Below are 24,948 nucleotides of genomic sequence, written 5' to 3' on the forward strand. Positions count from 1 at the left end.
ATGGAGAGTCAGATGTCCGCGACCGCCCATCCCGCCGCGCCCGCGGCCATCCGGAAGGCGATCACCGGCGCGTCGATCGGTAACGCGGTCGAGTGGTTCGACTTCGCGATCTACGGCTTCCTCGCGACCTACATCGCCGCCAAGTTCTTCCCGGCGGGCAACGACACCGCCGCGTTGCTGAACACGTTCGCGATCTTCGCCGCGGCATTCTTCATGCGGCCGCTGGGCGGTTTCGTCTTCGGTCCGCTCGGTGACCGCATCGGCCGGCAACGCGTGCTGGCCGTGGTGATCCTGCTGATGTCGGCGGCCACGCTCGGTATCGGTCTGCTGCCCACCTACGCGAGCATCGGCGTCGCCGCCCCACTGCTGCTGCTGTTCCTGCGATGCCTGCAGGGGTTCTCCGCCGGCGGCGAATACGGCGGCGGCGCGGTATATCTCGCCGAGTACGCGCGCGACCGCAACCGCGGTCTGACGGTCACGTTCATCGCCTGGTCCGGCGTCGTCGGATTCCTGCTCGGCTCGGTGACGGTCACCGTGCTGCAGGCGCTGCTGCCCGCGTCGGCGATGGACAGCTACGGCTGGCGCATCCCGTTCCTGATCGCCGCGCCGCTGGGTCTGGTCGGCCTCTACATCCGGCTGCGCCTCGACGACACCCCCCAGTTCGCCGCGCTCGCCGAGACCGACCGCGTCGCATCGTCGCCGCTGCGCGAGGCGGCCACCACGGCGTGGCGGCCGATCCTGCAGGTGATCGGGCTGTTCATCGTCTTCAACGTCGGCTACTACGTGGTGTTCACGTTCCTGCCGACGTACTTCATCAAGACCCTGGAGTTCGGCAAGACGGCGTCGTTCGTCTCGATGTCACTGGCCAGCCTCGTCGCACTGGTGCTGATCCTGCCGCTGGCGGCGCTGTCGGACCGCATCGGGAGGCGGCCGCTGCTGATCGGTGGTGCGGCCGCGTTCGTGGTGCTGGCCTACCCGCTGTTCCTGCTGCTGACGTCGGGTTCGCTCGCCGCGGCGATCACCGCGCACTGCGTGCTGGCGGCCATCGAATCGGTGTACGTGTCCACCGCCGTCACCGCCGGCGTCGAGTTGTTCGCCACCCGAGTCCGCTACAGCGGCTTCTCCATCGGCTACAACGTCTCGGTGGCGGCCTTCGGTGGGACCACCCCGTACGTCGTCACGTGGCTGACCGCGACGACGGACAACAACCTCGCCCCGGCGCTGTACCTCGTCGTCGCCGCGGTGGTATCGCTCGCGACGCTGTTGACGCTGCGGGAGTCCGCCGGCCGGCCGCTGGCCGGGACAGCGGGCGCTGACGTGCGACGATGAGCTGGTGAACGGTAGGGGAGCGACGAGGCCGACCAAGGCCGACGTGGCCCGGCTGGCCAACGTGTCGACGGCGACCGTCAGCTACGTCCTCAACAACGTCGAGAGTCAGCGCATCTCCCCGCGGACCCGCGATGCGGTGCGCAAGGCCGCCGAGACCCTGGGCTACCGGCCGAACCTCGCGGCGCGCAACCTGGCCGTCGGCGGCAGCGGCGTCGTGCTCTACATCGTGCCGCGGATCGCACTCGGTGAACTGCCGATGGAGGTGGGCAGCAGGCTGACCACGGCGCTGGCCCGCCACGGCATCGTGCTGTCACTGCAGTTCGAGACCGACGACGACCGCAACGTCGTCGACGCGATCAACGACCTCAACCCGATCGCCGTCACCAGCGTGTTCCCGCTGACCGGTGCGGCGCTGGCCGCCGCCGACGCCGCGGGCATCCCGCAGATCCATGTGGGCAGCGCACAGTTGCACGCGCTGGGCGATCTGCACCTGTCCATCGGTGAGCTGCGCATCGCCCACCTGGTCGACCGGGGCCACCGCCGGCTCGCGTTCGCCTACTCCGACATCGGCAAGCTCCGGCCGCTGGGCGACTACTGGCTGGCCGGATTGCAGGTGGCCGCCCAGGGCCGCGGGCTGCCGGAGCTCGCGGTCGGCACCGTGGCGACCGACGGCACCGACGCCGTGACGGTGGTGAGCCGGTGGGTGGAACAGGGTGTCACGGCGGTGTGTGCCCAGAGCGACGAGACAGCGTTCGTGGTGCTGCACGGGCTGCGGGAAGCCGGCCTGCGGTGCCCGGCGGACCTGGCCGTGATGGGTGTCGACGCGCGACCCCTCGGGGCGGTGAGCGGACCGCCGCTGACCTCGGTGGGGTTCGACGCCAAGGAGATCGTGGACGTCGCGGTGGCGGCGATGATGGCGGAGCTGGGCTACCCGGTCGAGCGCGAGCGCAGCACCCGCAAGGTCGCCCGGCTTATCCAGCGCGCCTCCACCTGAGCGTTACATCCAAACCCGAAATTGTTGCTTCCGCCCACGCTTACGCGTGTAAGCTGCCTACCGCGTACAGAGAGGCGGATTTCCGTGACCGTGAGTGCCAGCCCCGACGTCTACTTCGATCCGTACGACGTCGAACTCAATGCCGATCCCTACCCGATGTTCAAGCGCCTGCGTGAGGAGGCGCCGCTGTACTACAACGCCCAGCACGACTTCTACGCCGTGAGCCGGTACGACGACGTCTGCAAGGCGCTCGTCGACCACGAGACCTTTAGCTCGGCGCGCGGCGCGATCGTCGAGCTGATCAAGGCCAACATCGACATCCCGCCGGGCACGGTGATCTTCGAGGACCCGCCGATCCACGATGTGCACCGCAAACTGCTCGCCCGCATGTTCACTCCACGCAAGATCAACGCGCTCGAGCCGAAGATCCGCGAGTTCTGCGCGCAGAGCCTGGACCCGCTGATCGGCGCCGGCCGATTCGACTTCATCACCGACTTCGGCGCCCAGATGCCGATGAAGGTGATCAGCTCGCTGCTGGGAATCCCCGAGGACGACCAGGAGATGATCCGCGACTACGGCAACGCCCAGTTGCGCACCGAGGCCGGCAAGCCGATGTCCGCCGCCGAACAGGGCATGGTGACCGGCGAGGTGTTCGAGGCCTACATCGACTGGCGCAAGGACAACCCGTCCGACGACATCATGACCGAACTGCTCAACGTCGAGTTCACCGACGAGACCGGCACCGTGCGGCGGCTGCGCCGCGAAGAGCTGCTGGTCTACCTCAACGTGGTGGCCGGCGCAGGCAACGAGACCACGACACGGTTGATCGGTTGGGCGGCAAAGGTACTCGCCGAGCACCCTGATCAGCGGCGCGAACTGGTCGAGAACCCCGCCCTGATCCCGCAGGCGGTGGAGGAGCTGCTGCGCTTCGAACCGCCGGCTCCGCATGTCGCGCGGTACGTGACCCGCGACATCGAGATCCACGGCCAGACGGTTCCCGAGGGCAGCGTGATGATGATGCTCATCGGGGCCGCGGTCCGCGACCACCGCCAGTTCCCGCCCGACGGCGACGTGTTCGACATCCACCGGGAACCGCGCCAGCACCTCGCGTTCAGCGTCGGCACCCACTACTGCCTCGGGTCCGCGCTCGCCCGGCTGGAGGGCCGGATCGCGCTGGAGGAGATCCTCAAACGCTTCCCGGAGTGGGACGTCGACATGGCCAACGCCGCGCTGTCGCCGACGTCGACTGTGCGGGGCTGGGATTCGATGCCGGCGATCGTGCGATGACGACCCCGCCGACTGCCGACCCGGCGCTGGCGGTCCCGAAGGACTGGGACGAGATCACGCCGGAATGGATGACCGCCGCGCTGTCGGCGACGCATCAGGACGCGGTGGTCGAATCCGTCCGCGTCGACCTGCGCGACGACGGCACCAACCGCCGGGCCCGCCTGCGCGTGGAGTACTCGGCGGGTTCGGGTCCGGCGACGGTGTTCGTCAAAGCGGTGGACCCCGCGCACCGCGACCTGGTCCGGCTCACCAGCGGTCTGTTCCACGAACCGCGGTTGTTCAACTCACGCGTCGATCTGCCGCTGGAGCACCCCACCGTGTTCTGCGCGCTGATCGACGAATCCGCCGAGGATTTCATCCTGGTGATGGAGGACCTCACCACCCGCGGTGCCGACCCGCGGGATGCGACGCGGCCGCTGAGCGTCGAGCAGGCCGCCACGGGTGTGCGCGGGTTGGCTCGCATGCACGGAAAGTACTGGGGTGAGCGGGTTCTCGAAGAGCCCGCCCTCGGCTGGCTGGAGCCGTTCGTGCCGTGGGACGGTATGGGCGCCGCCCCACTGTCGGAGGCGCAGAAGCGGCTGGGCGACGATGCGCCGGACGTCGTGATGGCTCTGACCATCGACGGGCTCATCGAGGACATCTGGAAGCCGTACATCCGCAGCCTCACCAAGGCTCCGCAGACGCTGCTGCACGGTGACCCGCACATCGGCAACACCTACCTGTTGCCCAGTGGTGAGGTCGGCTTCCTCGACTGGCAGGTCGCGCGGCGGGGTAACTGGTCGCTCGATCTGGGTTATTTCCTGCAGGGCGCGTTGACGATCGAGGACCGGCGCCGCAGTGAGCGTCACCTCCTCGAGGAGTACCGCGACGCGCTCGGTCTGCCCGCCGACGAGTTGCCGTCCCTCGGCGAGATCTGGTTGCGCTACCGGGCGTCGGTGGCACACGGGCTGACCCTGTGGCTGTGCACCGCGAGCGCGGGGGAGCTGTGGCAGCGCCCGGACATCGCGATCGCTCTGGCGCAACGCTATTCGGCCGCGTACGCCGACCTGCAGACCGCCGAGGCCCTGGCTGACATCGACACCTGAGTCAGTGTCACCGAACCCGGGGCTGTCGCCACGGTCCGGGCAGCAGGCTGACCGACACCGCGGAGATCACTGACACCACGATGAGGTAGGCGGCGATCGCATCGCTGGACTTCGTCGCCGTATACAGCGCGGTGGCGATCGTCGGCGCGAAAGCCGAGCCGACGACCGCGGACAGCGTATAGCCCAGGGACACACCGCTGTACCGGACGTCGGGGTCGAACGCGAGGCTGAACAGCGAACCCGTCACCCCGGCGGCCGGCGCCATGGCCAACCCGAACACCAGCACGAGCGCGAGCAGGAAGAGTCCGGGCTCGCCGGTGTTGATCAACGCGAACACGGGCACGACCGACACACCCATCGCGACCACGCCGGCCAGGAACACCGGTTTGCGGCCGACGACGTCGGAGACCGCACCGAACACCGGATACATCACCACCGCCACCACCGCGGCGACGCAGACGCCCAGAAGTGCCTGGGTACGGTCGATCCCGGCCACCGTCGTGGCGTAGGAGACCAGGTACGCCACACAGATGTAGGCGAACACCCCCTGTGACAGGTACGCCCCGGCGATGAGCAGGATCTGGCGCCAGTGCCTGCGCACCGCTGCGGCGATCGGCAGGCGCACCACCGCGGCCTCGGCCCGCACCGCCGCGAATTCGGGACTCTCGTCCAGCGACAGCCGGATGAACAGCCCGATGAGGATCAATACGGCGCTGGCGAGGAACGGGATTCGCCATCCCCAGGACAGGAACTGTTCGTCCGGAAGCTGCGAGACCGCGTAGAACGCCAGCGTGGCGATAGCGGTGCCGGCGGGCGCGCCCATCTGAGGGAACGCGCCGAAGAACCCCTTGCGGCCCGGTGCGGCGTGTTCGACCGCCATCAGCGTGGCGCCGCCCCACTCACCGCCGACGGCGAAGCCCTGCAGCAGTCGCAGCAGTGTCAGCAGGATGGGCGCCGCGACACCGATCTGCGCGTAGGTGGGCAGCGCTCCCATCAGCACCGTGGCGGCGCCCATGATGAGCAGCGAGTAGACCAGCATCCGCTTGCGGCCGAGACGATCGCCGAAGTGGCCGAACACGATTCCGCCCAGCGGGCGCGCGACGAACCCGACGCCGAACGTCGCGAAGGACAGCAGCAGTCCGGTGGCCGGCGAGACGTCCGGGAAGAACAGCTTCGGGAACACCAGCGCTGCCGCGGTGCCGTAGATCAGGAAGTCGTAGTACTCGACGGTGGTACCGATGAAACTGGCGGACGCGACCCGCGCGGGCGAGGTACCGACAGAGGCGGTCGCCCTGGTCGCTGCCATTGTGTGGACGTTATCGGCCGATCGGCGGCCCGGCAAGGGTTTTCGCGCCGGAATCAGACCCGCATACGCAGCGGACGGTTGGCGGTCTCGCGCATGGTCAGGATGGTGGCCAGTGAGATGACGGCGGCGACGATCACGTAGTAGGCGGGCGCCAGTTCGTTCCCGGTGCGATCGGTGAGCCAGGTCGCGACATACGGTGCGGTGCCGCCGAACAGCGCCACCGACGTGTTGTATCCGATCGAATAGCCGCTCGAACGCACCTGGGTGGCGAACAACTCCGCGCCCGCGGCCAGCGAGCCCGCGACGAACAGCGCCTCGAGAGCCGACAGCCCGGCGTGGCCGGCGATGGCCCCGAGCAGCGAACCGGTGTTGAACAGCGCGAACAGCGGATAGGCCAGCACCGCGAAACCGACGGCGCCTGCGATCAACAACGGTTTGCGGCCGACGCGGTCCGACAGCGCGCCCAGCGGCAGGATGAGCACGAGCCCGACGACACTGGCCACCGTGATCGAGATGAACGCGTCGGTCTTGGTGAAGTCGAGCGTTTCGGTCATGTAGCTCGGCAGGTAGGTGAACACGGTGTAGAAGCCGACGTTGTGGATGATGACGAGGCCGGCGATCTGCAGGATCGGCTTCCACGACGTCGTCACCGCATCCTTGAGCGGCGACGTGGACACCTCGCCGGATTCCTTGAGCTCTTCGAAATCCGGTGTGTCGCCGAGCTTGAGCCGGATGTAGAGGCCGACGCCGCCCAGCACGCCTGCGATGAGGAACGGGATGCGCCATCCGTAGGAGTTCATCGCCGACTCGCTCAGCGCCGTCTCGAGCACCGTCACCGTCACGGAACCGAGCAGGAAGCCGACGACCACCGACCAGACCAGGAAGCTCACCACGAAGCCGCGGTGCCGGTCGGGTGCAAACTCAGCGAGATAGCATGCGCCGCTTCCGTATTCGCCGCCCGCGGAGAAACCCTGCACACAGCGCAGCAGGAGCAGCAGCAGCGGTGCGGCCACCCCGATGGCGTCGTAGCTCGGCAGCAGGCCGATCGCGAAGGTCGACGCCGACATCAGCAGGATGACCAGGGCGAGCACGCGCTGGCGGCCGATCCGGTCACCCAGCGGGCCGAAGAAGAACCCGCCCAGTGGCCGCATGAAGAAGGCGGCGGCGAAGATGGCGAAGGTGTTCAGCAGTGCGGCGGTGTCGTCGGCGGTCGGGAAGAACTTCTTCGCGATGTAGGTGGCGAGGAACCCGTAGATCGCGAAGTCGAACCACTCGACGGTGTTGCCGATGGCCGCACCCCGCACGGCGCGCCGCACGGCGAGCGGTTCGGCCTCCCGCGGGCGGTGACCGTCGATGGTGGCCATGGTTTGCTCCTCGATGGCGAAGTCGACCCGGGCATTGCTGGGTTCGAGCATTCCCCATCGCGAGCGGGATCAACCCTCGCGAGCAGCCGGGTCCGGCCCGGCGCCGGGCTCAGTCGCTGGCCGGGAGGGGTTTGGCTTCCTTGAGGTTGAGCGGGGTGGCGCCGATGGACAGCGTCCCCGCGCCCGCCTTGGTGACCAGCACCTCGGCGCCGTTGTCGTCGACGTAGCGCTTGCCCATCACGTTGCCGTCGGACAGCGCGGGGTCCAGGGTGAGATCGGCCGCCTTCGTCTCATCCAGCGGCACCATCGGCGCACCGCCGGCGCGCAGATCGTCGAGGCTCTCGGCGCTGCGCACCACGATCACCTGGGTGTCGCACACCTGGCTCTGCAGGCGGGTGCCGTTCTTGATCATGCGGGCTCCTTCTCGGGCTCGTCGGCTGCGGCTTGGAGTTCTTGGATCAGATCGCGGCGCAGCACCTTACCGGTGGCGTTGGTCGGCAGCTCGGCGCGGAACACCACCCGGTCCGGGGTGCGGGAACCGCGCAGATGACTGCGGACGTGGGCGCGCAGTTCGTCAGGATCGGGGCTGGCCCCCGCGGCCGGGACGACCACCGCGACGATGATCTGCCCCCACTGCGGGTCCTCGGGTCCGACAACGGCGACGTCGCGCACCGCGGGGTGTTCGACGAGCACGTCCTCGATCTCGGCGGGTGCGATGTTCTCGCCGCCGCGGATGATCGTGTCGTCGGAGCGGCCGCCGATGAACAGGTAGCCGTCGGCATCAACGGAGGCAACGTCTTTGGTGGGGAACCAGCCGTCGGCGTCGAGTACGGATCCGATGTCGGTGTAGCGGCCCGAGACCTGGTCGCCCCGCACGAACAGCTCACCGGTCTCGCCGGGGCCGAGCACGGTGCCGTCGTCGGCGCGGATCTGCACCTCGATGCCCGGCACGATCTGACCCACCGAGCCGAGCCTGCGCGCGACCGCGTCGTCGTCGGAGGCGAGCGCGGCGCGGTGGTCGTCGGGTCCGAGCACGGCGATGGTCGAACTGGTCTCGGTGAGCCCGTAGGCGTTGACGAATCCGACGCCGGGCAGCAGTTCCAGTGCCCGCCGCACCAGCGGCAGCGCGACCTTCGAACCCCCGTAGGCCAGGTTGCGCAGCGTGGGCAGAGCGACCGGCTCCTCCGACAGCGCGGACACGATGCGGTCGAGCATGGTGGGTACGACGGTGGCGGTGGTGACGCCTTCGGTGCGGACCAGCCGGATCCATTCGCAGGCGTCGAAGTGGCGCAGGTACACCATCTTGCGGCCGGCGTAGAGGTTCGACATGGCGGCGCCGACACCGGCGATGTGGTACGGCGGTACACAGATCAGCGCCGCGTCCTCAGGTGCGGCCGAGGCGAACTCGACAGTGCCGGTCACGTAGCTGGTCAGGTTGTTGTGGGTCAGCTCAACGGCTTTGGGGCGTGAGGTGGTGCCCGAGGTGAACAGCACGACGGCCACCGCGTCGGGGTCGGCGAACTCCGCGGCGGGTTCGGCCGTGCGGGCGGCGGCGAGGAACTCCCGGGCGTCGAGCACCTGCCTACCGGCACCCGCGACGACGTCGCGGTACTCCGCGTCGGCGATCACCAGCGCGTCGGGCAGCCGGGCGATCAGTTCGTGCAGACCGTCGCGGCTGAGCCGGTAGTTGAGCGGGGTGAACGGGATCGCCGCCCTGGCCGAGGCGAACAACAGCAGCGGCAGCAGCGCGCCGCCGGTGCCGACGTAGGCGACGTGGGCCGCACCGGAATTCGCGATGACACCGGCGCCGCCGTCGGCCAGTGCCGACAGTTCGGTGACGGACAGCCGCAGGTCGTCGGAGACGACGGCCGTCCGGTCCGGGTCCGCCGAGAGAGACATCTCCAGCAGCAGCGAGATACTCATGTCCTGTCCACGAAGATGTCGAGGGTGGGGTTGTCCCCGCCACCGTAGCGCGACAGGTCGTCCACGCCGGCCGAGGCGAGCACCTCGGAGTCGATGAAGCACTGACCGGTGGTCTCGCGTGCCGGCCGGGACAGCACCTCGACCGCCGCGTCGGCCATGATCTGCGGATCCCGAGCCGACTGGAGGGCGTCCGCGCCGATGTTGGCCACGGCGGCGGTGGCGATGTAGGTCTCGGGCCACAGGCAGTTGAACGCGATCCCGGCGTCGGCGTACTCCTCGGCCCACCCGAGCGAGAGCAGCGTCATGCCGTACTTCGACAGCGTGTACGACGGGTGGGCGCCCAGCCAGTACGGGTTCATGTTCAGCGGCGGCGCCAGAGTGAGGACGTGCGCGTTACCCGACGCGCGCAGATGCGGCAGGCAGGCCTTGGTCAGCAGGAAGGTGCCGCGGATGTTGATGTCCATCATCAGGTCGAACTTCTTGGCCGACAGCTGTTCGGTCGGCTCGGTCGCGATGGCGCTCGCGTTGTTGACGCAAATGTCCACGCCGCCGAAGTGCTCGACCGCGGTGGCGACGGCGCGCGCGACGTCCTCCTCCTTGCGTACGTCCCCGACGACCGCGACGGCTTTCCCGCCCGCGGCCTCGACGTCGGCGACGGCGGTGTGCACGGTGCCGGGCAGCTTCGGATGCGGTTCGCCGGTCTTGGCGAGCAGCACGACGTTGGCGCCGTGGCGGGCCGCGCCGATCGCGATGGCAAGGCCGATTCCGCGACTTCCGCCGGACACCACCAGGGTTCGATCAGTCAACGATGGTTGGCTGGGCATGGGCCTCCTCGACTCACCTCGATGGTATTGGCATTCTCATTTTCTGCAAGTGGCGTATCCACCGATTGTGACGCACTCCCCGGCGCAGGTCGTGCGGGGGTCGCCCGGTGTGCCGATGCCGTCGCGCCGAACCCGGCGAGTTCATCTCGAGGCGGCGGCCTTCCCGATTGCGGTATTGGCATTCTCATTTTTTGCAAGTACGTTATCCACTGATGAGCGACCTCGTGCAGACTTCCTCGGGCCTTCCGCTCGAGCCCGTCTACGGGCCGGGCGACCGGAGCGGCGAACCCCCCGCGCCCGGTACCTATCCGTTCACGCGCGGAAACTTCGCCTCGGGATACCGCGGCAAGTTGTGGACCTTCCGGCAGTATTCCGGCTTCGGCACCGCTGAGGAGTCGAATCGCCGCTACCGGTACCTGCTCGACCAGGGCGGCACGGGACTGTCGGTGGCGCTCGATCTGCCCACCCAGTGCGGCTACGACTCCGACGATCCCGAGTACGGCGAAGAGGTCGGTCGGGTCGGGGTGGCGGTGGACACGCTGGCGGACGCGGAGATCCTCTTCGACAGCATCCCGCTGGACAAAATAAGCACCAGTTTCACCATCAACGGCACCGCCGCGATCCTGTTGGCGTTCTACGTCGCCGCGGCCGAGAAGGCCGGCGTGCCCCGGGAGAAGCTCACCGGCACCATCCAGAACGACATCCTCAAGGAATACGCCTCGCGCGGCACCTGGATCTGGCCGCCGGAGCCGTCGCTGCGCCTGATCGCCGACACCATCGAGTTCTGCGCGGCCGAGGTGCCGCGGTTCAACGCGATCTCAGTGGCCGGTGCGCACTTCCGCGATGCAGGCGCCAACGCGGTGCAGGAGATGGCATTCACCCTCGCCGACGGCGTCACCTACTGCGACACCGTGGTCGAGCGCGGCCGGATGTCCATCGACAAGTTCGCACCGCAGATCTCGTTCTTCTTCTACACCCACGGCGACTTCTTCGAAGAGATCGCGAAATACCGTGCCGGACGGCGGCGTTGGGCGACGATCGTGCGGGAGCGCTACGGGTCGACCAGCGACAAGGCGTCGATGTTCCGGTTCGGCTGCGTCTCCGGCGGCGCGTCGCTGTACGCCCCGCAGGCGCAGAACAACGTCGTGCGCATCGCCTACGAGGCGATGGCGTCGGTGCTCGGCGGGGTGCAGTCGATGTTCACCGCCGCGTGGGACGAACCGTTCGCGCTGCCCAGCGAGGAATCCGCGACGCTGGCGCTGCGCACCCAGCAGATCCTGGCCTACGAGACGGGCGTGACCCGGGTGGCCGATCCGCTCGGTGGCTCGTACTTCGTCGAGGCGCTGACCGACGCCACCGAGGCGAAGATCATCGAGATCATGCACGACCTGGAGACCCACGGCGGCATGGTGCGCGCGATCGAGGACGGCTACCTGCAGGGCCTCATCGCCGACGAGGCCTACAAGGTGCACCAGGAGATCGAGTCGGGGGAGCGGCCCGTCGTCGGGGTGAACAAGTTCGTCACCGACGAACCGCCTCCGGACATCGACACCTACGAGCTCGACGCCGAGGGCCGCGATCTACAGCTCAAGCGGCTGGCGAAGGTGAAGGCCGACCGCGACGCCGATGCGGTGGCAGCCGCGCTGGCGGCGCTGTCCCGGGCAGCCGAAGGTGACGACAACCTGATGCACAAGCTGATCGACTGCGCGAACGCCTACTGCACCGTCGGCGAGATGGTCTCGGCGCTCAAAGCGGTGTGGGGCGAGTTCCAGCAGCCGGTCGTCTTCTAGAAGGGTGGAGTTCCGGATGCCCACGCGTGTTCTCGTCGCCAAACCGGGCCTCGACGGCCATGACCGCGGCGCGAAGATAGTCGCGCGCACGCTGCGCGACGCCGGATTCGAGGTCATCTACACCGGCATTCGCCAGCGCATCGAGGACATCGTGTCGATCGCGCTGCAGGAGGACGTCGCCCTGGTCGGGTTGTCGATCCTCTCGGGCGCCCATCTCGCGCTGACCCGGCGGACCGTCGAGGCGCTGCGCGCGGCCGACGCCGGCGACATCGCCGTCGTGGTCGGCGGCACCATTCCGCAGGCCGATGTGCCGAAGCTGCTCGAAGCCGGTGCGGCGGCGGTGTTCCCGACCGGCACGCCGCTGGAGACGCTGGTGACCGAGGTGCGGAAGCTGACCGGCGCGACGGAGGCAGGGGAGTAGCGATGCGGTTGGGTGTGATGATCGGCGCCGAGCGCGGCGACATGGCGCGCAAGGTCGCCAAGCTGGTGTCCGACATCGAGTGGGCCGAGTCGGCGGGGATGGACACCGCATGGATGCCCCAGGTGCCCAACGACTTCGACTGCCTGACGATGGTGGCGCTGATGGCCGCGCACACCTCGCGCATCGAACTCGGCACCGCGGTGGTCCCGCTCCAGGCGCAGCATCCGATCGCGCTCGCGCGCCAAGCGCTTTCGGTGCACGCCGTGGCCGGCGGCCGGCTCGCGCTCGGCGTCGGCCCGTCGCACCACTGGATCGTGCGCGACATGCTCGGCCTGCCCTACGAGAAGCCGGCGGCCTACACGCGCGACTATCTCGAGGTGCTCGACGCCGCGCTGGCCGGCCCCGGTCCGGTGGACGTCGAGAACACCTCGTTCACCGTGCACAACCCCACCGTGCTGGGCGCGGACAAGCCGATGCCGGTGCTGGTGGCCGCGCTGGGCCCGGTCATGCTGCAGCTCGCCGGGGAACTGGCCGACGGTACCGTGCTGTGGATGGCCGACGAGAAGGCGATCGGTGACCACATCGCGCCGAAGATCACCAAGGCGGCGGCGGACGCCGGCCGCCCCGCCCCGCGCATCGTCGCCGGTATCCCGGTATGCCTGTGCGCCAACTCCGAGATCGACGCGGCGAAGGAGCGCGCCAACCGGATCCTGGCCGAGGCCGAGACTTCACCCAACTATCAGCGACTGCTCGACCGCGGCGATGCGCGCAATGTCGGCGACCTGTGCGCGGCCGGTGATGAAGAGTCGATCCTGGCCCGGTTCAAGCAGTTCGCCGACGCCGGTGTCACCGACCTCTCGGTGCGTCTGCTGCCGATCGGCGACACCCGCGACGAGTTGATCGCGTCCAAGTACCGCACGCGTGAGGTGATCGCCGAACTGGCCAAGCAGGTGCGGTGAGCGGCTCACCGCTGGCCGGCATCCGCGTGCTGGAGGTCGGCGTGATGCTGGCCGGCCCGTACGCGACGATGATGCTCGCGGACCTCGGCGCCGAGGTGATCAAGATCGAGCCGCCGGGTGGCGAGATCTCCCGCCAGGTCAGCGACAGTTACTTCGCCAGCCTGAACCGCAACAAGCGCAGCGTCTGTCTCGATCTGCAGTCCGAGCAGGGGCAGCGCAGGCTGGCCGAGCTGGTCGCGGACTCCCATGCGCTGCTGGTGAACATGAAGCCGTCGGTGATCCGTAAGCTCGGCCTCACCTTTGAGAACCTGCGGCGCTTCAATCCGAAGATCGTCTGCGTGGCGATGACGGGGTTCGGGCTCGACGGCGGCGACGACCCGGCATTCGACTACGTCATCCAGGCGGCCACCGGGGTAGCGGCCATGACCGGGGATCCGGATGGGCCGCCGACACTTCCGGGATATTCGTCGGCGGACAACTCCACGGGGCTGACGGCCGCTCTCGGTCTGCTGGCGATGATCGTGGCCGGCCGTGGCGGGCAGGTCGACGTCTGCCTGCGTGACGTGATGCTCTCCCAGCTGAACTACCGGGCGGCGGCGTACCTGAACGACGGGGTGGTGCCGCGCCGCTATCCCAATGGTGCGCACTCGTTCTACGTTCCGGCTCAACTGTTTCCGACGGCCGACGGGTATCTCGCGCTGTTCGTCACCCACGACGGGTTCTGGCGGCTGTTCGCCGCTGAGGCGGGTATCGAGGGCTTCCCCACGATGGCGGAGCGGTCGGCGCGCCGCGAGGAGGTGCTCGCCCTCGTCACGGCGGCGCTGGCCGGGGATTCGGCGAAGGGGTGGGAGGCGCGGCTGCGGCCGCTCGGTATCCCGGCTGCCGCGGTGCGCGGGCTGCCCGACGCGCTCGAGCAGACGCCCGAGGCGCTGGTCACGGCCGGCGGGTTCCGGCTGGTCGGCAGCCCGATCCGGATCGAGGGCTACGAGCCGCAGTACCGTCCGCCGCCGGCGCTGCCGGCCGCCGATCACTCGTCGTAGGTGACCACCACGCGGTCGGTCTCGGGAACCGCCTGGCAGGTCAGCACGTATCCGTCGGCCACCTCGTCGTCGTCGAGCGCGTCGTTGACCCGCATGGAGGCGGTGCCTTCGGTCAGCTTGGCGATGCAGGTGCCGCAGTTCCCGGCCTCGCAGGAGAACGGCGGTGACATGCCCGCCCTGCGCGCGCTTTCCAGCAGCGTCTCACCGGTCACCTGGGACACCGAGGCCTTCTTGCGGTCGAGCACGATGGTCACCTCGGCGCAGGACCCGCCGTCGGGCGCCACGGACATCGGTTCGGCCGTCATACGACTCCTTCTGACATGATGATTCTGCTGAACGGAGAACTCTATTCTCTCGAAATGATAGGCTCTTCTCAAGTGGAGTTTACGGCGTCCAGGAGGGTCCGGCGGCGGTGAGCGATGGCCGACACGTGACGGGCGCAGCCGCACTCGCTTTCGGTGAGCGCGAGTACACGCTGGCCGAACTCGAGGCGTTGGCCAGCGGTATGGCGACGGCGCTCGAGCAGCGGGGCGTGCGCGCCGGTGACCGGGTGGCGATGATGTCGTCGAACCGGCCCGAATTCGTCGCCGCCCTGCGGGGGATCTGGCATCTGGGCGCGGCGGCGGTGTTGATCAGCCCCGCGTGGAAGCGCACGGAGGTCGAGCACGCGCTGACGTTGACCTGCCCGAGCCACGCCGTCGGCGATCATCCCGTCCTCGCGGAGCTGATGCCGATGCTGCACCTCGACGAACCCGTCGCGCCCGGGCGGCGTGAGTTCGACGCGGTCGCCCCGGATGCGGACGCGCTGTTCGTGTTCAGTTCCGGGACGACCGGCATGCCCAAGGCGGTCCGGCACACCCACGGGGCGTTCGCCGTCGCGGTGCGGCACTGGCGCGACGCGCTGGAGCTGTCGTCGGCGGACCGCATGCAGATCATGACGCCGCCGTCGCACATCCTCGGGCTGCTCAACATCGTCATGGCGCTCGAGACCGGCACCTGGATCCGGCTGCATCCGCGGTTCGACATCGACACGATGCTGCACCACATCGAATCCGACCGGATCACCGTCGAGATGGCGGTCGCGCCGATCGCGCTGGCGCTGGCCGCCCACCCGAAACTGGAGACCTACGACTTGTCGTCACTGCGCTACATCATGTGGTGTGCCACCCCGGTCACCGAAAGCGTCGCCGCCGACGTCACCCGGCGCACCGGGGTGAACTGGGTGGCCGCCTACGGAACCACCGAATTACCGGTCATCGCAGCCAATCCCGTCACCGGCGCGCGGCTGGACACCGTCGGGCGGCCGGTGCCCGGTGTGCGCGTGCGGATCGTGTCGCTCGAGGACGGGACGCCCCTGGACGCCGACGAGGTCGGGGAGATCCAGGTCCGCGCGGATTCGGTGATGGCGGGTTACCTTCCGCGGGAGGCGACCGCGTCGGCGTTCGCCGACGGGTGGTACCGCACGGGCGATGTGGGACGTCTCGATCCCGACGGCTGGTTGCGCATCACCGACCGCTCCAAGGAGATGATCAAGGTCCGCGGCTTCCAGGTCGCCCCGGCCGAGGTCGAGGCCGTCCTGCACGGACATCCCGCCGTCGAGGACTGCGCGGTGTTCGGCGAGCCGCATCCCACAGACGGTGAGACGGTGGTCGCCGCCGTCACCACCAACGCCGCCGCCGTGACCGCCGACGAACTGATCGACCTCGTCGCCGAGCGGTTGGCGTCCTACAAACGACCGAGCCGGGTCGTGTTCGTCCCGGCGATCCCGCGCTTACCTTCTGGCAAGGTTCTGCGCCGCGTGCTGAAGGAGGAGCATGGACGTACGTCTGACAGCTGAACAACAGCAACTGCGCGACGCCGCAGCCAAACTCGCCGACGACCTCGGACCGGGCTCCGTGGCGGACCTGGCCGATTCCGCCAGGCTCGCGCGGCTGGAGAGGACGGTCGAGTCGACGGGCTGGCGGTCGCTGCGCTCCGACGGCGCCTCCGGCGTCGAAGTCGCGGTGGTGGCGGAGGAATTCGGCCGCGGCCTGGTCGACGTGCCGTTCCTCGGCCCGGCGCTGTCCGACGACCTCGGCAGGCTGCTTGGCCGGGCGCCGGCCGCAGCGGCCGACGAGCCCGGCGGGGTGGACCTGACCAACAGTGCGGCCGGGGTGACGGAGTCGCCGGAGGAACTCGCGGAGCTGTCGCCCGAGGACGGGCAGCGGTGGCTGGCGCTGGCGCTGGCGACGACGTCCGCTGACATCCTCGGCGCGGCCCGGGGGGCGCACGCCCTGGCGTGTGACTACGCCAAAGTCCGTGAGCAGTACGGGAAGTCGATCGGCTCGTACCAGGCGATCGCGCATCTGCTCGCCGAGGGGCTCGCGCTGATCGAGGGTTCGGTGTCGATCCAGCGCCACGCCGCGTGGGCGGTCGACGAACTGCCCGCCGCGGAGGCCGTGCGGGCCGGCCGCTACGCCAAGCTGTACTGCGCGCGCGCCGCCCGCACCGTGTGCGAGACCGCGATCCAGGTGCACGGCGGCATCGGGAACACCTGGGAATGCCTCGCGCACGTGTACCTGCGGCGCGTTCTGACTTCTGCCGAATTGTGGCCGGTACGTCTGGAGGACATCGATTTTGGATTTTCGTGATTCACCCGAAGAGGCCACCTTCCGTGAGAGATTGCGGAACTGGCTGGCCGACAACGCCGGACGGTTCGCCGTGTCCGGTGACGATTACTGGACCCGGCAGGGGGAGTGGCACCAGGCGCTGTACTCGGCCGGGTTCTTCGGGACGTCGTGGCCGCAGGAGTTCGGCGGGCGGGAACTGCCACCGGTCTACGACGTCATCGTCGACGAAGAACTCGCCCGTGCCGGTGCGCCGCCCCGGCCCAGCCTGGGATACCTGGTGGTGGGCCTCGGCCACCACGGCAGCAAGGAGCTGCAACAGCGGTTCCTGCCCGGCATGATCAACGGCACCGAGCGCTGGTGTCAGGGATTCAGTGAACCGGGCGCCGGTTCGGATCTGGCGTCGCTGACCACGACCGCGACCCGTGACGGTGACGATTACGTCATCCACGGCCACAAGATTTGGACCAGCTACTCCGACATCGCCGACTGGTGTCTGGTGTTGGCCCGCACCGACAAAGAAGTCCCTCGCCACAAGGGCATCTCGGCGTTCATCGTCGACATGCACCAGCCGGGAATCGAACAGCGGCCGCTGAAGATGATCAACGGGGTGACGACCGAATTCGGCCAGGTGGCCTTCGACGGCGCCGTGGTGCCCGCCGATCAGATGGTCGGTGCGCCGGGGGAGGGCTGGGCGCTGGCGATGACGGTGGTCAGCCACGAACGTGAACCCTCGACGCTGGGATACTCGGCGCGGTACGGAAAACTGGTGCGGCAGATGGCGGCTCGTGTCGACGGCAGGCCGCCGGAGGACCTGGTGTGGGCGGCGGTGGAGGCCGAGATGCTGCGTCTGCACGTGCGCCGCCGGCTCTCCGAACAGCTCGACGGCATCACCCACGGGCCGCAGGGTTCGCTGGACAAGCTGCTGATGACGTGGACCGAACAGTCCGTCGGCCATGCCGCGCTGGCGGTCACCGGTACGAAGGACCCCGATCTGCTGAGCGCGTACCTCTACAGTCGCGCACAGAGCGTGATGGGCGGGACGTCGCAGATCCAGAAGAACATCATCGCTTCGCGAATTCTCGGACTAGGAGTCTAGATGTACGACATGCCACCGGAGATCGAGGTCACCGCGGACGGTCCGCTGCGGATCATCACGCTCAACCGACCCGATGCGCTCAACGCGGTCAACGACTCCCTGCACTGCGGTCTTGCGCAGCTGTGGCCGCGGCTGAACGAGGATCTCGACGCCCGCGCGGCGGTGATCACCGGTGCGGGACGGGCATTCTCGGCCGGCGGTGACTTCGCCTATCTGCAGGAGTTGGCCGGCGATGCGAAGCTACGGGCCAAGACCATCCTGCATGGCCGCGAGATCGTGCTCGGGATGACGCGCACCCGGATCCCGGTGGTGGCGGCGGTGAACGGGCCGGCGGTCGGGCTGGGCTGCAGCCTGGTGGCGTTGAGCGACATCGTCTACATGGCGCCGACGGCGTACTTCGCCGATCCGCACGTGCAGGTCGGCCTGGTCGCCGCCGACGGCGGACCGCTGACGTGGCCGCTGCACATCAGCCTGCTGCTGGCCAAGGAATTCGCGATGACCGGCGCCCGCATCCCGGCCCAGCGCGCCGCGGAGCTGGGGCTGGCCAACCACATCGTCGAGGATCCGCTCGCCGAGGCGATCGCCTGTGCGAAGAAAATGATGCAGATGCCGCGCCAGGCGCTCGAGTCGACGAAGCGGCTGCTCAACATCCACTTGGAGCGCGCCGTGCTGGCGAGCCTCGACTACGCGAACACCGCCGAGGAGCAGTCGTTTCAGACCGAGGACTTCCGCACCATCGTCGCGAAGCTGAACGCCAAGAACAACTGAACTCCTCACCGCGAGCGTGCGTGTCTGCACGCGACGCACCGCGCGGTCTTCAGCAGTTTGCGCACGCTCGCGGGGCCACGAGTCAGCCGACGAGCTCTTCGGAGCGCTGAATCGTCCCGGTGACACCGCCGGCGTCCTGTGCTGCCAGCAAGACAGCGGCGCGGGCCATGGCCTCCGGCGGTTCGATCATCTCCGGCGGAATCTCCATGCCCGCCCCACCCGCCTCCCAGCCTTCGGTGAGCACGACCCGCGAAGGGCTCAGGCAGTTGACCGCGATGTTGTCCGGGCGCAGGTCGGCGGCCAAGCCGAGATACAACCGCTCCGCGGCGGCCTTGGACACCCAGTACGCATTGGCGCCCTGATCGGTCATCGTCACCCCGGTGGTCGTCACCGCGATCAGCGAACCGCCGCCGCGGGCCCGTACGTGGGGGATCACCGCTTTCGTGACGAGGAAGACTCCGGTCAGGTTGACGTCGAGGCACAACTGCCACCGCTTCAGCGGTGTCGACTCGATGGGGCCGAGCCACAGCACGCCGGCGTTGGCCACGAGGATGTCGACGCCGCCGAATTGTGACACCGTCGCCGCGACAGCGGCTTGCACCGACGACTCGTCGGTGACGTCGCACGACACCGGCAGGGCACGCCCGCCGGACTCCGTGATCGAGTCCGCGACCGAGTGGATGGTGCCCGGCAGTCTGCCCGCGGACTCCGAGCGGGCGGCAACCGCCACCGAAGCGCCCTCGGCGGCAAGGGCTTTCGCAACCGTCGCGCCGATGCCGCGACTGGCACCGGCGACGAAGGCGACTCGGCCCTCGAGCGCCCGGCCGCCGTCGGTCACTTGGGCGGGAACCGCAACGCTCCGTCGAGGCGGATGATCTCGCCGTTGAGGTAGTCGTTCTCGACGATGCTCTGCGCCAGCTGCGCGTACTCCGTCGAGCGGCCCATGCGCTTGGGGAACGGCACCTGCGGCGCCCAGTACTGTTCCAGCTGATCGGCCGCCTTGCCGTAGGCCGGCGTGTTGATCGTGCCGGGGGCGATCGTGACGACGCGGATGCCCAGCGGGGAGAGGTCGCGGGCGGCCACCAGCGTCATCCCGAGCACGCCGCCCTTGGCGGCCGAGTACGGGAGCTGACCGATCTGACCCTCGTAGCCCGCGATCGAGGCGGTGTTGATGATGACCCCGCGCCCGCCTTCGTCCAGCGGTTCGGATTTCGCGATCGCCGCGGCCGTCAGCCGCATCACGTTGAACACGGCCGTCAGATAGAACTCGATGGTCTTCTTGAACCCGTCGAGGGCGAGCGGCGAACCGTCCTTGCCGATGAGCCGTCCGCCGCTGGCCGGTCCGCCATGGGTGTCGACCGAGATCCGGAGGGGGCCGAGGGATTCCGCCTCGGCGATGGCGGCGTTCACCGACTCCTCGGACGTCGCGTCGGTGCGGACGTAGCGCACCCCGAGCTCCTGTTCGAGCGCCGCGCCCTTGTCGTCGGCCAGGTCGGCGACGACCACCTTGGCGCCCACGCGGTGCAGCCGGCGCACGGTCGCCTCACCGAGCCCTCCTGCGCCACCGACGACGATCGCTGAGCTCCCGGCGATTTGCATGCGGTTCCCCTTCTTGCAACTAAGACTCTCGTGTTGAGAGAATAGTATTCTCATACGCCGCAGAAACGGAGTCAATCCATGCCAGAAGCCGTCATCGTCTCCGCCCTGCGCACCCCGATCGGCACCGCGATGAAGGGAACGCTGCGCGACACCGACGCCTACCGGCTGGCCGAACACGTCGTGGGGGCGGCGGCCGGAGACCTGCCGGCAGGCCAGATCGACGACGTCGTGCTCGGCGAAGGCCTCTACGGCGGCGGTGTGATCGCCCGCCACGCCGCGATCACCGCCGGCCTCACCTCGGTGCCCGGCCTGTCGAACAACCGTCACTGCGCGGCCGGTCAGGCCGCGGTGCAGAGCGCGGCAGCCAGTATCCGCGCGGGCATGGATCAGCTGGTGATCGCCGGCGGCGTCAACTCCGCCTCCACCACACCGCGTTTCACCCGGCGCGCGAGCAGCGCCAAGGACGCCGCGATGCTCGACTGGTTCCCGCCCACCCACCCCGATCGCGCCGACGCCCCCAACATGGACATGTCCATCACCGTCGGCTGGAACGCCGCCGTGCGCGCCGGCGTCAGCCGCGAGGAGATGGACCAGTGGGCGCTCGACTCGCACCGCAAAGCGGTCCAGGCCATCGACGAGGGCCGCTTCAAGGAGGAGATCGTCCCGATCGAGACGTCGCACGGACTGTTCGAGACCGACGAGCACCCGCGCCGCGACACCAGCATCGAGAAGCTCGCCTCGCTCAAACCGCTGCACCCGGAGATCGAGGGCTTCTCGATCACCGCGGGAAACGCCTGCGGCGCCAACGACGGTGCCGCGGTGCTGGCCCTGGCCAGCGACCGGCTGGGAATGCCCGCGCTGGGCACCGTCAAGTCCTGGGCCTCGGTCGGCGTGGATCCCGCCTTCACCGGACTGGCGCCCGTCGAGGCGATCCCGAAGGCGCTGAAGCGGGCCGGCATGTCGATCGCCGACGTGGACCTCTTCGAGATCAACGAGGCGTTCGCGGCGATGTGCGTGGCGACGGTCAAGATGCTCGACATCGATCCCGTCCGGGTCAACGTCAGCGGCAGCGGATGCTCGCTCGGCCACCCGGTGGCCGCGACCGGCGCCCGGATGATCGTGACGCTGGTGCACGAACTGCGCCGCCGCGGCGGCGGTATCGGGGTTGCGGCCATGTGCGCCGGCGGCGGGATGGGCTCGGCGACGGTCATCGAGGTGCCGGCACCCTAGGCTGAGCGGTGCATGCACCCGCACATGGACATCAACGAGCTCATCGACGCGGCGCGTAACGGTTCGACCCGCGCCGCCGGCCGGCTGCTGAGCCTGGTCGAAGGCACCCGTCGCGACGAGGTGCTCGCCGCGCTGGCTCCGCATCCGGCGCGCGTCGTCGGCCTCACCGGACCGCCCGGCGCGGGGAAGTCGACCACGGTGGCCGCGCTGGTCGCGGCCTACCGGCAGCGCGGTCTGCAGGTCGCGGTGCTGGCCGTCGACCCGTCCTCGCCCTACAGCGGCGGCGCCCTGCTCGGCGACCGCATCCGGATGGCCGCCCACATCAACGATCCCGGCGTATTGATCCGGTCGGTGGCCACCCGCGGGCATCTCGGGGGGCTGGCCGCCGCTGTGCCGGCCGCGATCCGGTTGCTCGCCGCGCTGTCCTACGACCTGATCGTGCTGGAGACGGTCGGTGTCGGCCAGTCGGAGATCGAGATCGCCGCGATCGCCGATCCCACCGTGGTCGTGCTCAACCCCGGCGCCGGCGATGCCGTGCAGGCCGCGAAGGCGGGTCTGCTCGAGGTCGCCGACATCGTGGTGGTCAATAAGGCCGACCGTGACGGCGCCGACCAGACGGTACGGGACCTGCGGGGCGAGGTGAGTGTGCCGATCATCAAACTCATTGCCGCACAGGGTGACGGCGTGCCCGAGTTGGTCGACACCATCGACACCCATCATCGTGACGACACCGCCGAGCGGCGCACCGCCCGCGCCCGCACCCAGATCATGTCCCTGGCGCACACCCTGTTGCGCACTCATCCCGACCTCGACCGGCTCGCCGGGCTCGTCGCCGACGGTACTCACGATCCCTACAGCGCGGCCGCGCAGTTGTTCACGGCTCGCGTCGAATCCTGACCGCCGCTAGAAGGACTGACCCGTCGCCGCGGCGTGCCCGGCGCGCACACCGAAGACCATTGCGGGGCCCAGTGTTCCGCCCGCACCGCCGTAGGCTTTGCCCGTCGCCCCCGCCATCGCGTTGCCCGCCGCGTACAGCCCGGGGATTGGCGTGCCGCTGACGTGGAGGACCCGGCCGTCGCGGTCGGTGCGGGGACCGCCCTTGGTGCCCATGGCGCCGATCGCCACCGGAACGGCGTAGTACGGCGGCGTGTCGATCGGCCCGAGAGTCTGCAACGCCGGAGTGGGTGCGCAGGGATCACCCCAGTAACCGTCGTATGCGCTGGCGCCCCTGCCGAATTCGGGGTCGCGTTCCTCGGCGACGTGGTGGTTCCAGTCGGTCAGGGTGCGGGCCAGGCCGTCCGCGTCGATGCCGGTCTTCTCGCCCAGTTCGGCCAGGTCCGCCGACCTCGCGTACCAGTCCGGTGCTGGCCCGTCGGGTTCCACCGCGAGGAAGCCGTACTTCTTAAGGTGCAACGAGTCGAACACGATCCAGGCCGGATCGTTGACGTAACCGTGTCTGGGGTCGAGGTACTGGAACGCGCCGGCCATCGAGTTGTATTCGCCGGCCTCGTTGACGAACCGCCTGCCGGCCCGGTTGACGATGATGCTGCGCGGCCGGGTGCGTTCCAGCCGGACGCTGCGGCTGCGCGGGTGCCCGTCGATGGTGTCGCCCGGGATCCGCACGATCGGCACCCACCAGGCCTCGCCCATGTTCGCAAGATCGGCGCCGTGCGCCATGGCCATGCGCAGGCCGTCGCCGGTGTTGTTCGGTGGCGAGACGGCACCGCGCATCGGCCCGCGCAGGAATGCCTCGGTGAGCGCGTGATCCCACTCGAACCCGCCGGTGCCGAGGATGACGCCGCGCCGGGCATGAACGCGGATTTCCCTGTCCTGCTGCTGGATTCGCACGCCGGTGATACGCCCGTCGTCGGCCATCAGCTCGACGGCGCGGGACTCGGTGTACGGGGTGACGCCGGCGTCGAGCAGTCCCTTGAGGAGACCGGCGACCAGTGCCGTGCCTGCGACACAGGGATCGGTGAGCGTCTCGTCGACCGACGCGTGGATGCGGGCGCGGGTCTCGGCGTCGATGCCCACGTTGCTGAAGTCGGCGGGGAAGGAGGTGATCCGGTCCCGCCACGGCCCCAGCCTCGCGAGGTCGAAGGGGGCCGCCGACAGCGACCGGCCACCGCCGGGGCGGCCGCCCGGCAGTTCGGGTTTGTAGTCGGGGAAACCCTCGGCGACGGCGAAGCGCAGTTCACTGTGTGCCTCGACGAATTCGAGCATCCGAGGGCCGGTGCGAACGAACGTCTCGACCAGGTCGTCGTCCATCACGCCCAGCGACTGCGCCCGCAGGTAGGCCAGCGCGTCGTCGACGGTGAGGTCGTCGGCCGCCCGGTCGTGCGCCGGGATCCACACGATGCCACCGGACACCGCGGTCGTCCCGCCGACGGTCACCGCCTTCTCGTACACCTCCACCGCGGCGCCGTGCGCGACAGCGGCCAGTGCCGCGGCCAGGCCGGCGCCCCCACTGCCCAGCACGACGACATCGGTCTCGTGGTCCCAAGCGCTCACATCGGGTCCTTCCTGTCGGGACGCATCCTCGTCAGAGGACGGCGGCGAGTTCCTTGGCGGCGGTGATGACCGCGTCCTTCCCGCCCAGCACGACGTCCTCCCGATGCGAGATCAGGTTGATGCACGTCGGCGGTGAGGGCGGCCGCCGGCGCACCGGCACCGCCAGACCGTAGGTGTTGGGCTCGACCTCGCCGTGGGTGATCACCCAGCCCTGTTCGCGGGCCAGGGGCACGAGTTCCCTCTCGCCGGGCCGCGGCGGCATGCTCGCCAGCAGCGCGATCCCGGCAGCGCCACGGTCCAGCGGATATCGGCTGCCCTCATGGAATGACAAGTGGTAGTACACATTCGTCGGGCTGATGACCGCGACCGCCACCTGTTGATCACCCTCCGCGACGAGCAGCGAGACGGTGGTGCCCAACTCGTCGGCGAGGCCGCGCAGCACCGGGACGCTCAGTGCGCGCACGTTGTTGTCGAACGACGACCCGAGCAGCGCCAGCCCCGCCGCGGGACGGTACCGGCCGTCCTCGCCCCTGGTGACGTAGCGGAACTGGGTCAGCGTGCCGAGTAGCCGGTAGGCGATCGTGCGGTGCACGCCGACGTAGTCGGCGACCTGCTGGACAGTGAGTCCCGCGGGCGCGGTCGCCACCGCCTGCAGTGCCGACAACCCCCTCGCGAGGGTCTGGGACCCGGCCGCGAGCTTGTCGGGCACGTTCCCGCCCGTTCCCTTGACAGACGTCATCGCGAGAGTGATGCTCTTAACATAGTGCACATTAGTGAGCGATATTAGCACGCAGCACTACCGCAAAGCGAGAA

General features: G+C 69.1%; 24 protein-coding genes. 14 read left to right on the plus strand and 10 right to left on the minus strand.

The annotated features are described in order from the left end of the window. The 4 genes from G6N30_RS02250 (at nt 1) to G6N30_RS02265 (ending at nt 4,695) form a co-directional block, all read left to right on the plus strand. Entirely contained in the window at nt 1-1,329 is a 1,329-nt protein-coding gene (locus tag G6N30_RS02250) for an MFS transporter (RefSeq protein WP_134059451.1), read from the plus strand. Between the two features lie 4 nt (nt 1,330-1,333). Further along, nucleotides 1,334-2,323, plus strand: coding sequence for a LacI family DNA-binding transcriptional regulator (locus tag G6N30_RS02255; RefSeq protein ID WP_134059471.1), 990 nt, complete (start codon nt 1,334-1,336; stop codon nt 2,321-2,323). An 84-nt stretch (nt 2,324-2,407) separates the two neighbouring features. Beyond that, nucleotides 2,408-3,610, plus strand: coding sequence for a cytochrome P450 (locus G6N30_RS02260; protein ID WP_134059476.1), 1,203 nt, complete (start codon nt 2,408-2,410; stop codon nt 3,608-3,610). Beyond that, nucleotides 3,607-4,695, plus strand: a complete 1,089-nt coding sequence (locus tag G6N30_RS02265) for a phosphotransferase (RefSeq protein ID WP_134059479.1) — start codon at nt 3,607-3,609, stop codon at nt 4,693-4,695. Before G6N30_RS02260 ends, G6N30_RS02265 begins: the two co-directional genes overlap by 4 nt. A 7-nt stretch (nt 4,696-4,702) precedes the next feature. Here the strand turns inward: G6N30_RS02265 and G6N30_RS02270 are convergent, their stop codons facing one another. The 5 genes from G6N30_RS02270 to G6N30_RS02290 all read right to left on the minus strand — a co-directional run bounded on the left by G6N30_RS02270 (nt 4,703) and on the right by G6N30_RS02290 (nt 10,112). Continuing rightward, a complete protein-coding gene (locus G6N30_RS02270) occupies nt 4,703-6,001 on the minus strand; it encodes an MFS transporter (protein WP_134059482.1) in 1,299 nt (432 codons plus the stop codon). A gap of 53 nt (nt 6,002-6,054) precedes the next feature. Beyond that, nucleotides 6,055-7,365: an MFS transporter gene (locus G6N30_RS02275; protein WP_134059485.1), complete on the minus strand. Its 1,311-nt coding sequence runs from the start codon at nt 7,363-7,365 to the stop codon at nt 6,055-6,057. Nucleotides 7,366-7,474: 109 nt separating this feature from the next. Continuing rightward, a complete protein-coding gene (locus G6N30_RS02280) occupies nt 7,475-7,777 on the minus strand; it encodes a hypothetical protein (RefSeq protein ID WP_134059488.1) in 303 nt (100 codons plus the stop codon). Further along, entirely contained in the window at nt 7,774-9,288 is a 1,515-nt protein-coding gene (locus G6N30_RS02285; RefSeq protein WP_134059491.1) for a class I adenylate-forming enzyme family protein, read from the minus strand. The genes G6N30_RS02280 and G6N30_RS02285 overlap by 4 nt, the downstream gene beginning before the upstream one ends. Then, nucleotides 9,285-10,112, minus strand: coding sequence for an SDR family oxidoreductase (locus G6N30_RS02290; RefSeq protein ID WP_134059494.1), 828 nt, complete (start codon nt 10,110-10,112; stop codon nt 9,285-9,287). Before G6N30_RS02290 ends, G6N30_RS02285 begins: the two co-directional genes overlap by 4 nt. Before the next feature lie 212 nt (nt 10,113-10,324). Between G6N30_RS02290 and G6N30_RS02295 the strand changes: the two genes are divergently transcribed. The 4 genes from G6N30_RS02295 to G6N30_RS02310 are packed head-to-tail and all read left to right on the plus strand — an operon-like array spanning nt 10,325 to nt 14,322. Then, a complete protein-coding gene (locus G6N30_RS02295) occupies nt 10,325-11,902 on the plus strand; it encodes a methylmalonyl-CoA mutase family protein (protein ID WP_134059496.1) in 1,578 nt (525 codons plus the stop codon). Between the two features lie 16 nt (nt 11,903-11,918). Continuing rightward, nucleotides 11,919-12,323 (plus strand): cobalamin B12-binding domain-containing protein, encoded by a 405-nt coding sequence (locus G6N30_RS02300; protein WP_134059499.1) that lies wholly within the window; start codon nt 11,919-11,921, stop codon nt 12,321-12,323. Between the two features lie 2 nt (nt 12,324-12,325). After that, on the plus strand, nt 12,326-13,282 hold the full coding sequence (locus G6N30_RS02305; protein WP_134059502.1) for an LLM class F420-dependent oxidoreductase: 957 nt from the start codon (nt 12,326-12,328) through the stop codon (nt 13,280-13,282). Nucleotides 13,283-13,326: 44 nt separating this feature from the next. Continuing rightward, entirely contained in the window at nt 13,327-14,322 is a 996-nt protein-coding gene (locus G6N30_RS02310) for a CaiB/BaiF CoA transferase family protein (RefSeq protein ID WP_234880333.1), read from the plus strand. Here the strand turns inward: G6N30_RS02310 and G6N30_RS02315 are convergent. Continuing rightward, nucleotides 14,310-14,627 carry a 2Fe-2S iron-sulfur cluster-binding protein gene (locus G6N30_RS02315; protein WP_134059507.1) on the minus strand — a complete coding sequence of 106 codons (318 nt, stop codon included), beginning with the start codon at nt 14,625-14,627 and terminating at the stop codon, nt 14,310-14,312. The genes G6N30_RS02310 and G6N30_RS02315 overlap by 13 nt on opposite strands. Before the next feature lie 107 nt (nt 14,628-14,734). Between G6N30_RS02315 and G6N30_RS02320 the strand changes: the two genes are divergently transcribed. Genes G6N30_RS02320 through G6N30_RS02335 form a run of 4 tightly spaced genes read left to right on the plus strand, consistent with a single transcriptional unit; the run spans nt 14,735 to nt 18,795 of the window. Continuing rightward, nucleotides 14,735-16,159 carry a class I adenylate-forming enzyme family protein gene (locus tag G6N30_RS02320; protein WP_134059510.1) on the plus strand — a complete coding sequence of 475 codons (1,425 nt, stop codon included), beginning with the start codon at nt 14,735-14,737 and terminating at the stop codon, nt 16,157-16,159. Further along, nucleotides 16,137-16,952: an acyl-CoA dehydrogenase family protein gene (locus tag G6N30_RS02325; protein WP_134059513.1), complete on the plus strand. Its 816-nt coding sequence runs from the start codon at nt 16,137-16,139 to the stop codon at nt 16,950-16,952. The genes G6N30_RS02320 and G6N30_RS02325 overlap by 23 nt, the downstream gene beginning before the upstream one ends. After that, complete coding sequence (locus G6N30_RS02330; RefSeq protein WP_134059516.1) at nt 16,939-18,027, plus strand: acyl-CoA dehydrogenase family protein; 1,089 nt, start codon at nt 16,939-16,941, stop codon at nt 18,025-18,027. The genes G6N30_RS02325 and G6N30_RS02330 overlap by 14 nt, the downstream gene beginning before the upstream one ends. Then, nucleotides 18,028-18,795, plus strand: a complete 768-nt coding sequence (locus G6N30_RS02335) for an enoyl-CoA hydratase/isomerase family protein (RefSeq protein ID WP_163687347.1) — start codon at nt 18,028-18,030, stop codon at nt 18,793-18,795. An 82-nt stretch (nt 18,796-18,877) separates the two neighbouring features. On the opposite strand, the gene G6N30_RS02340 is transcribed toward G6N30_RS02335, so the two are convergent. Together G6N30_RS02340 and G6N30_RS02345 are read right to left on the minus strand one after the other, a co-directional pair. After that, on the minus strand, nt 18,878-19,633 hold the full coding sequence (locus tag G6N30_RS02340) for an SDR family NAD(P)-dependent oxidoreductase (RefSeq protein WP_134059519.1): 756 nt from the start codon (nt 19,631-19,633) through the stop codon (nt 18,878-18,880). After that, nucleotides 19,630-20,394, minus strand: a complete 765-nt coding sequence (locus G6N30_RS02345) for an SDR family NAD(P)-dependent oxidoreductase (protein ID WP_134059522.1) — start codon at nt 20,392-20,394, stop codon at nt 19,630-19,632. The genes G6N30_RS02340 and G6N30_RS02345 overlap by 4 nt, the downstream gene beginning before the upstream one ends. Nucleotides 20,395-20,472: 78 nt before the next feature. Between G6N30_RS02345 and G6N30_RS02350 the strand changes: the two genes are divergently transcribed. Beyond that, entirely contained in the window at nt 20,473-21,624 is a 1,152-nt protein-coding gene (locus G6N30_RS02350) for a thiolase family protein (RefSeq protein ID WP_134059525.1), read from the plus strand. A 24-nt stretch (nt 21,625-21,648) separates the two neighbouring features. Continuing rightward, nucleotides 21,649-22,521, plus strand: coding sequence for a methylmalonyl Co-A mutase-associated GTPase MeaB (gene meaB, locus G6N30_RS02355; RefSeq protein WP_134060315.1), 873 nt, complete (start codon nt 21,649-21,651; stop codon nt 22,519-22,521). Between the two features lie 6 nt (nt 22,522-22,527). On the opposite strand, the gene G6N30_RS02360 is transcribed toward meaB, so the two are convergent. Further along, nucleotides 22,528-24,135: an FAD-dependent oxidoreductase gene (locus tag G6N30_RS02360; RefSeq protein WP_134059528.1), complete on the minus strand. Its 1,608-nt coding sequence runs from the start codon at nt 24,133-24,135 to the stop codon at nt 22,528-22,530. Between the two features lie 31 nt (nt 24,136-24,166). After that, nucleotides 24,167-24,874: an IclR family transcriptional regulator gene (locus tag G6N30_RS02365; protein WP_234880307.1), complete on the minus strand. Its 708-nt coding sequence runs from the start codon at nt 24,872-24,874 to the stop codon at nt 24,167-24,169. Between the last annotated feature and the right edge of the window lie 74 nt (nt 24,875-24,948).

This window comes from Mycolicibacterium litorale, from assembly GCF_010731695.1.
Classification (GTDB): Bacteria; Actinomycetota; Actinomycetes; order Mycobacteriales; family Mycobacteriaceae; genus Mycobacterium; species Mycobacterium litorale.

Coding starts and splice junctions, on each gene's coding strand:
- G6N30_RS02250 (WP_134059451.1), top strand. CDS start 1: ATGGAGAGTCAGATGTCCGCGACCGCCCATCCCGCCGCGCCCGCGGCC.
- G6N30_RS02265 (WP_134059479.1), top strand. CDS start 3,607: ATGACGACCCCGCCGACTGCCGACCCGGCGCTGGCGGTCCCGAAGGAC.
- G6N30_RS02270 (WP_134059482.1), bottom strand. CDS start 6,001: ATGGCAGCGACCAGGGCGACCGCCTCTGTCGGTACCTCGCCCGCGCGG.
- G6N30_RS02275 (WP_134059485.1), bottom strand. CDS start 7,365: ATGGCCACCATCGACGGTCACCGCCCGCGGGAGGCCGAACCGCTCGCC.
- G6N30_RS02280 (WP_134059488.1), bottom strand. CDS start 7,777: ATGATCAAGAACGGCACCCGCCTGCAGAGCCAGGTGTGCGACACCCAG.
- G6N30_RS02285 (WP_134059491.1), bottom strand. CDS start 9,288: ATGAGTATCTCGCTGCTGCTGGAGATGTCTCTCTCGGCGGACCCGGAC.
- G6N30_RS02290 (WP_134059494.1), bottom strand. CDS start 10,112: ATGCCCAGCCAACCATCGTTGACTGATCGAACCCTGGTGGTGTCCGGC.
- G6N30_RS02295 (WP_134059496.1), top strand. CDS start 10,325: ATGAGCGACCTCGTGCAGACTTCCTCGGGCCTTCCGCTCGAGCCCGTC.
- G6N30_RS02300 (WP_134059499.1), top strand. CDS start 11,919: ATGCCCACGCGTGTTCTCGTCGCCAAACCGGGCCTCGACGGCCATGAC.
- G6N30_RS02305 (WP_134059502.1), top strand. CDS start 12,326: ATGCGGTTGGGTGTGATGATCGGCGCCGAGCGCGGCGACATGGCGCGC.
- G6N30_RS02310 (WP_234880333.1), top strand. CDS start 13,327: ATGCTGGCCGGCCCGTACGCGACGATGATGCTCGCGGACCTCGGCGCC.
- G6N30_RS02315 (WP_134059507.1), bottom strand. CDS start 14,627: ATGACGGCCGAACCGATGTCCGTGGCGCCCGACGGCGGGTCCTGCGCC.
- G6N30_RS02325 (WP_134059513.1), top strand. CDS start 16,137: ATGGACGTACGTCTGACAGCTGAACAACAGCAACTGCGCGACGCCGCA.
- G6N30_RS02335 (WP_163687347.1), top strand. CDS start 18,028: ATGTACGACATGCCACCGGAGATCGAGGTCACCGCGGACGGTCCGCTG.
- G6N30_RS02345 (WP_134059522.1), bottom strand. CDS start 20,394: ATGCAAATCGCCGGGAGCTCAGCGATCGTCGTCGGTGGCGCAGGAGGG.
- G6N30_RS02350 (WP_134059525.1), top strand. CDS start 20,473: ATGCCAGAAGCCGTCATCGTCTCCGCCCTGCGCACCCCGATCGGCACC.
- meaB (WP_134060315.1), top strand. CDS start 21,649: ATGGACATCAACGAGCTCATCGACGCGGCGCGTAACGGTTCGACCCGC.
- G6N30_RS02365 (WP_234880307.1), bottom strand. CDS start 24,874: ATGACGTCTGTCAAGGGAACGGGCGGGAACGTGCCCGACAAGCTCGCG.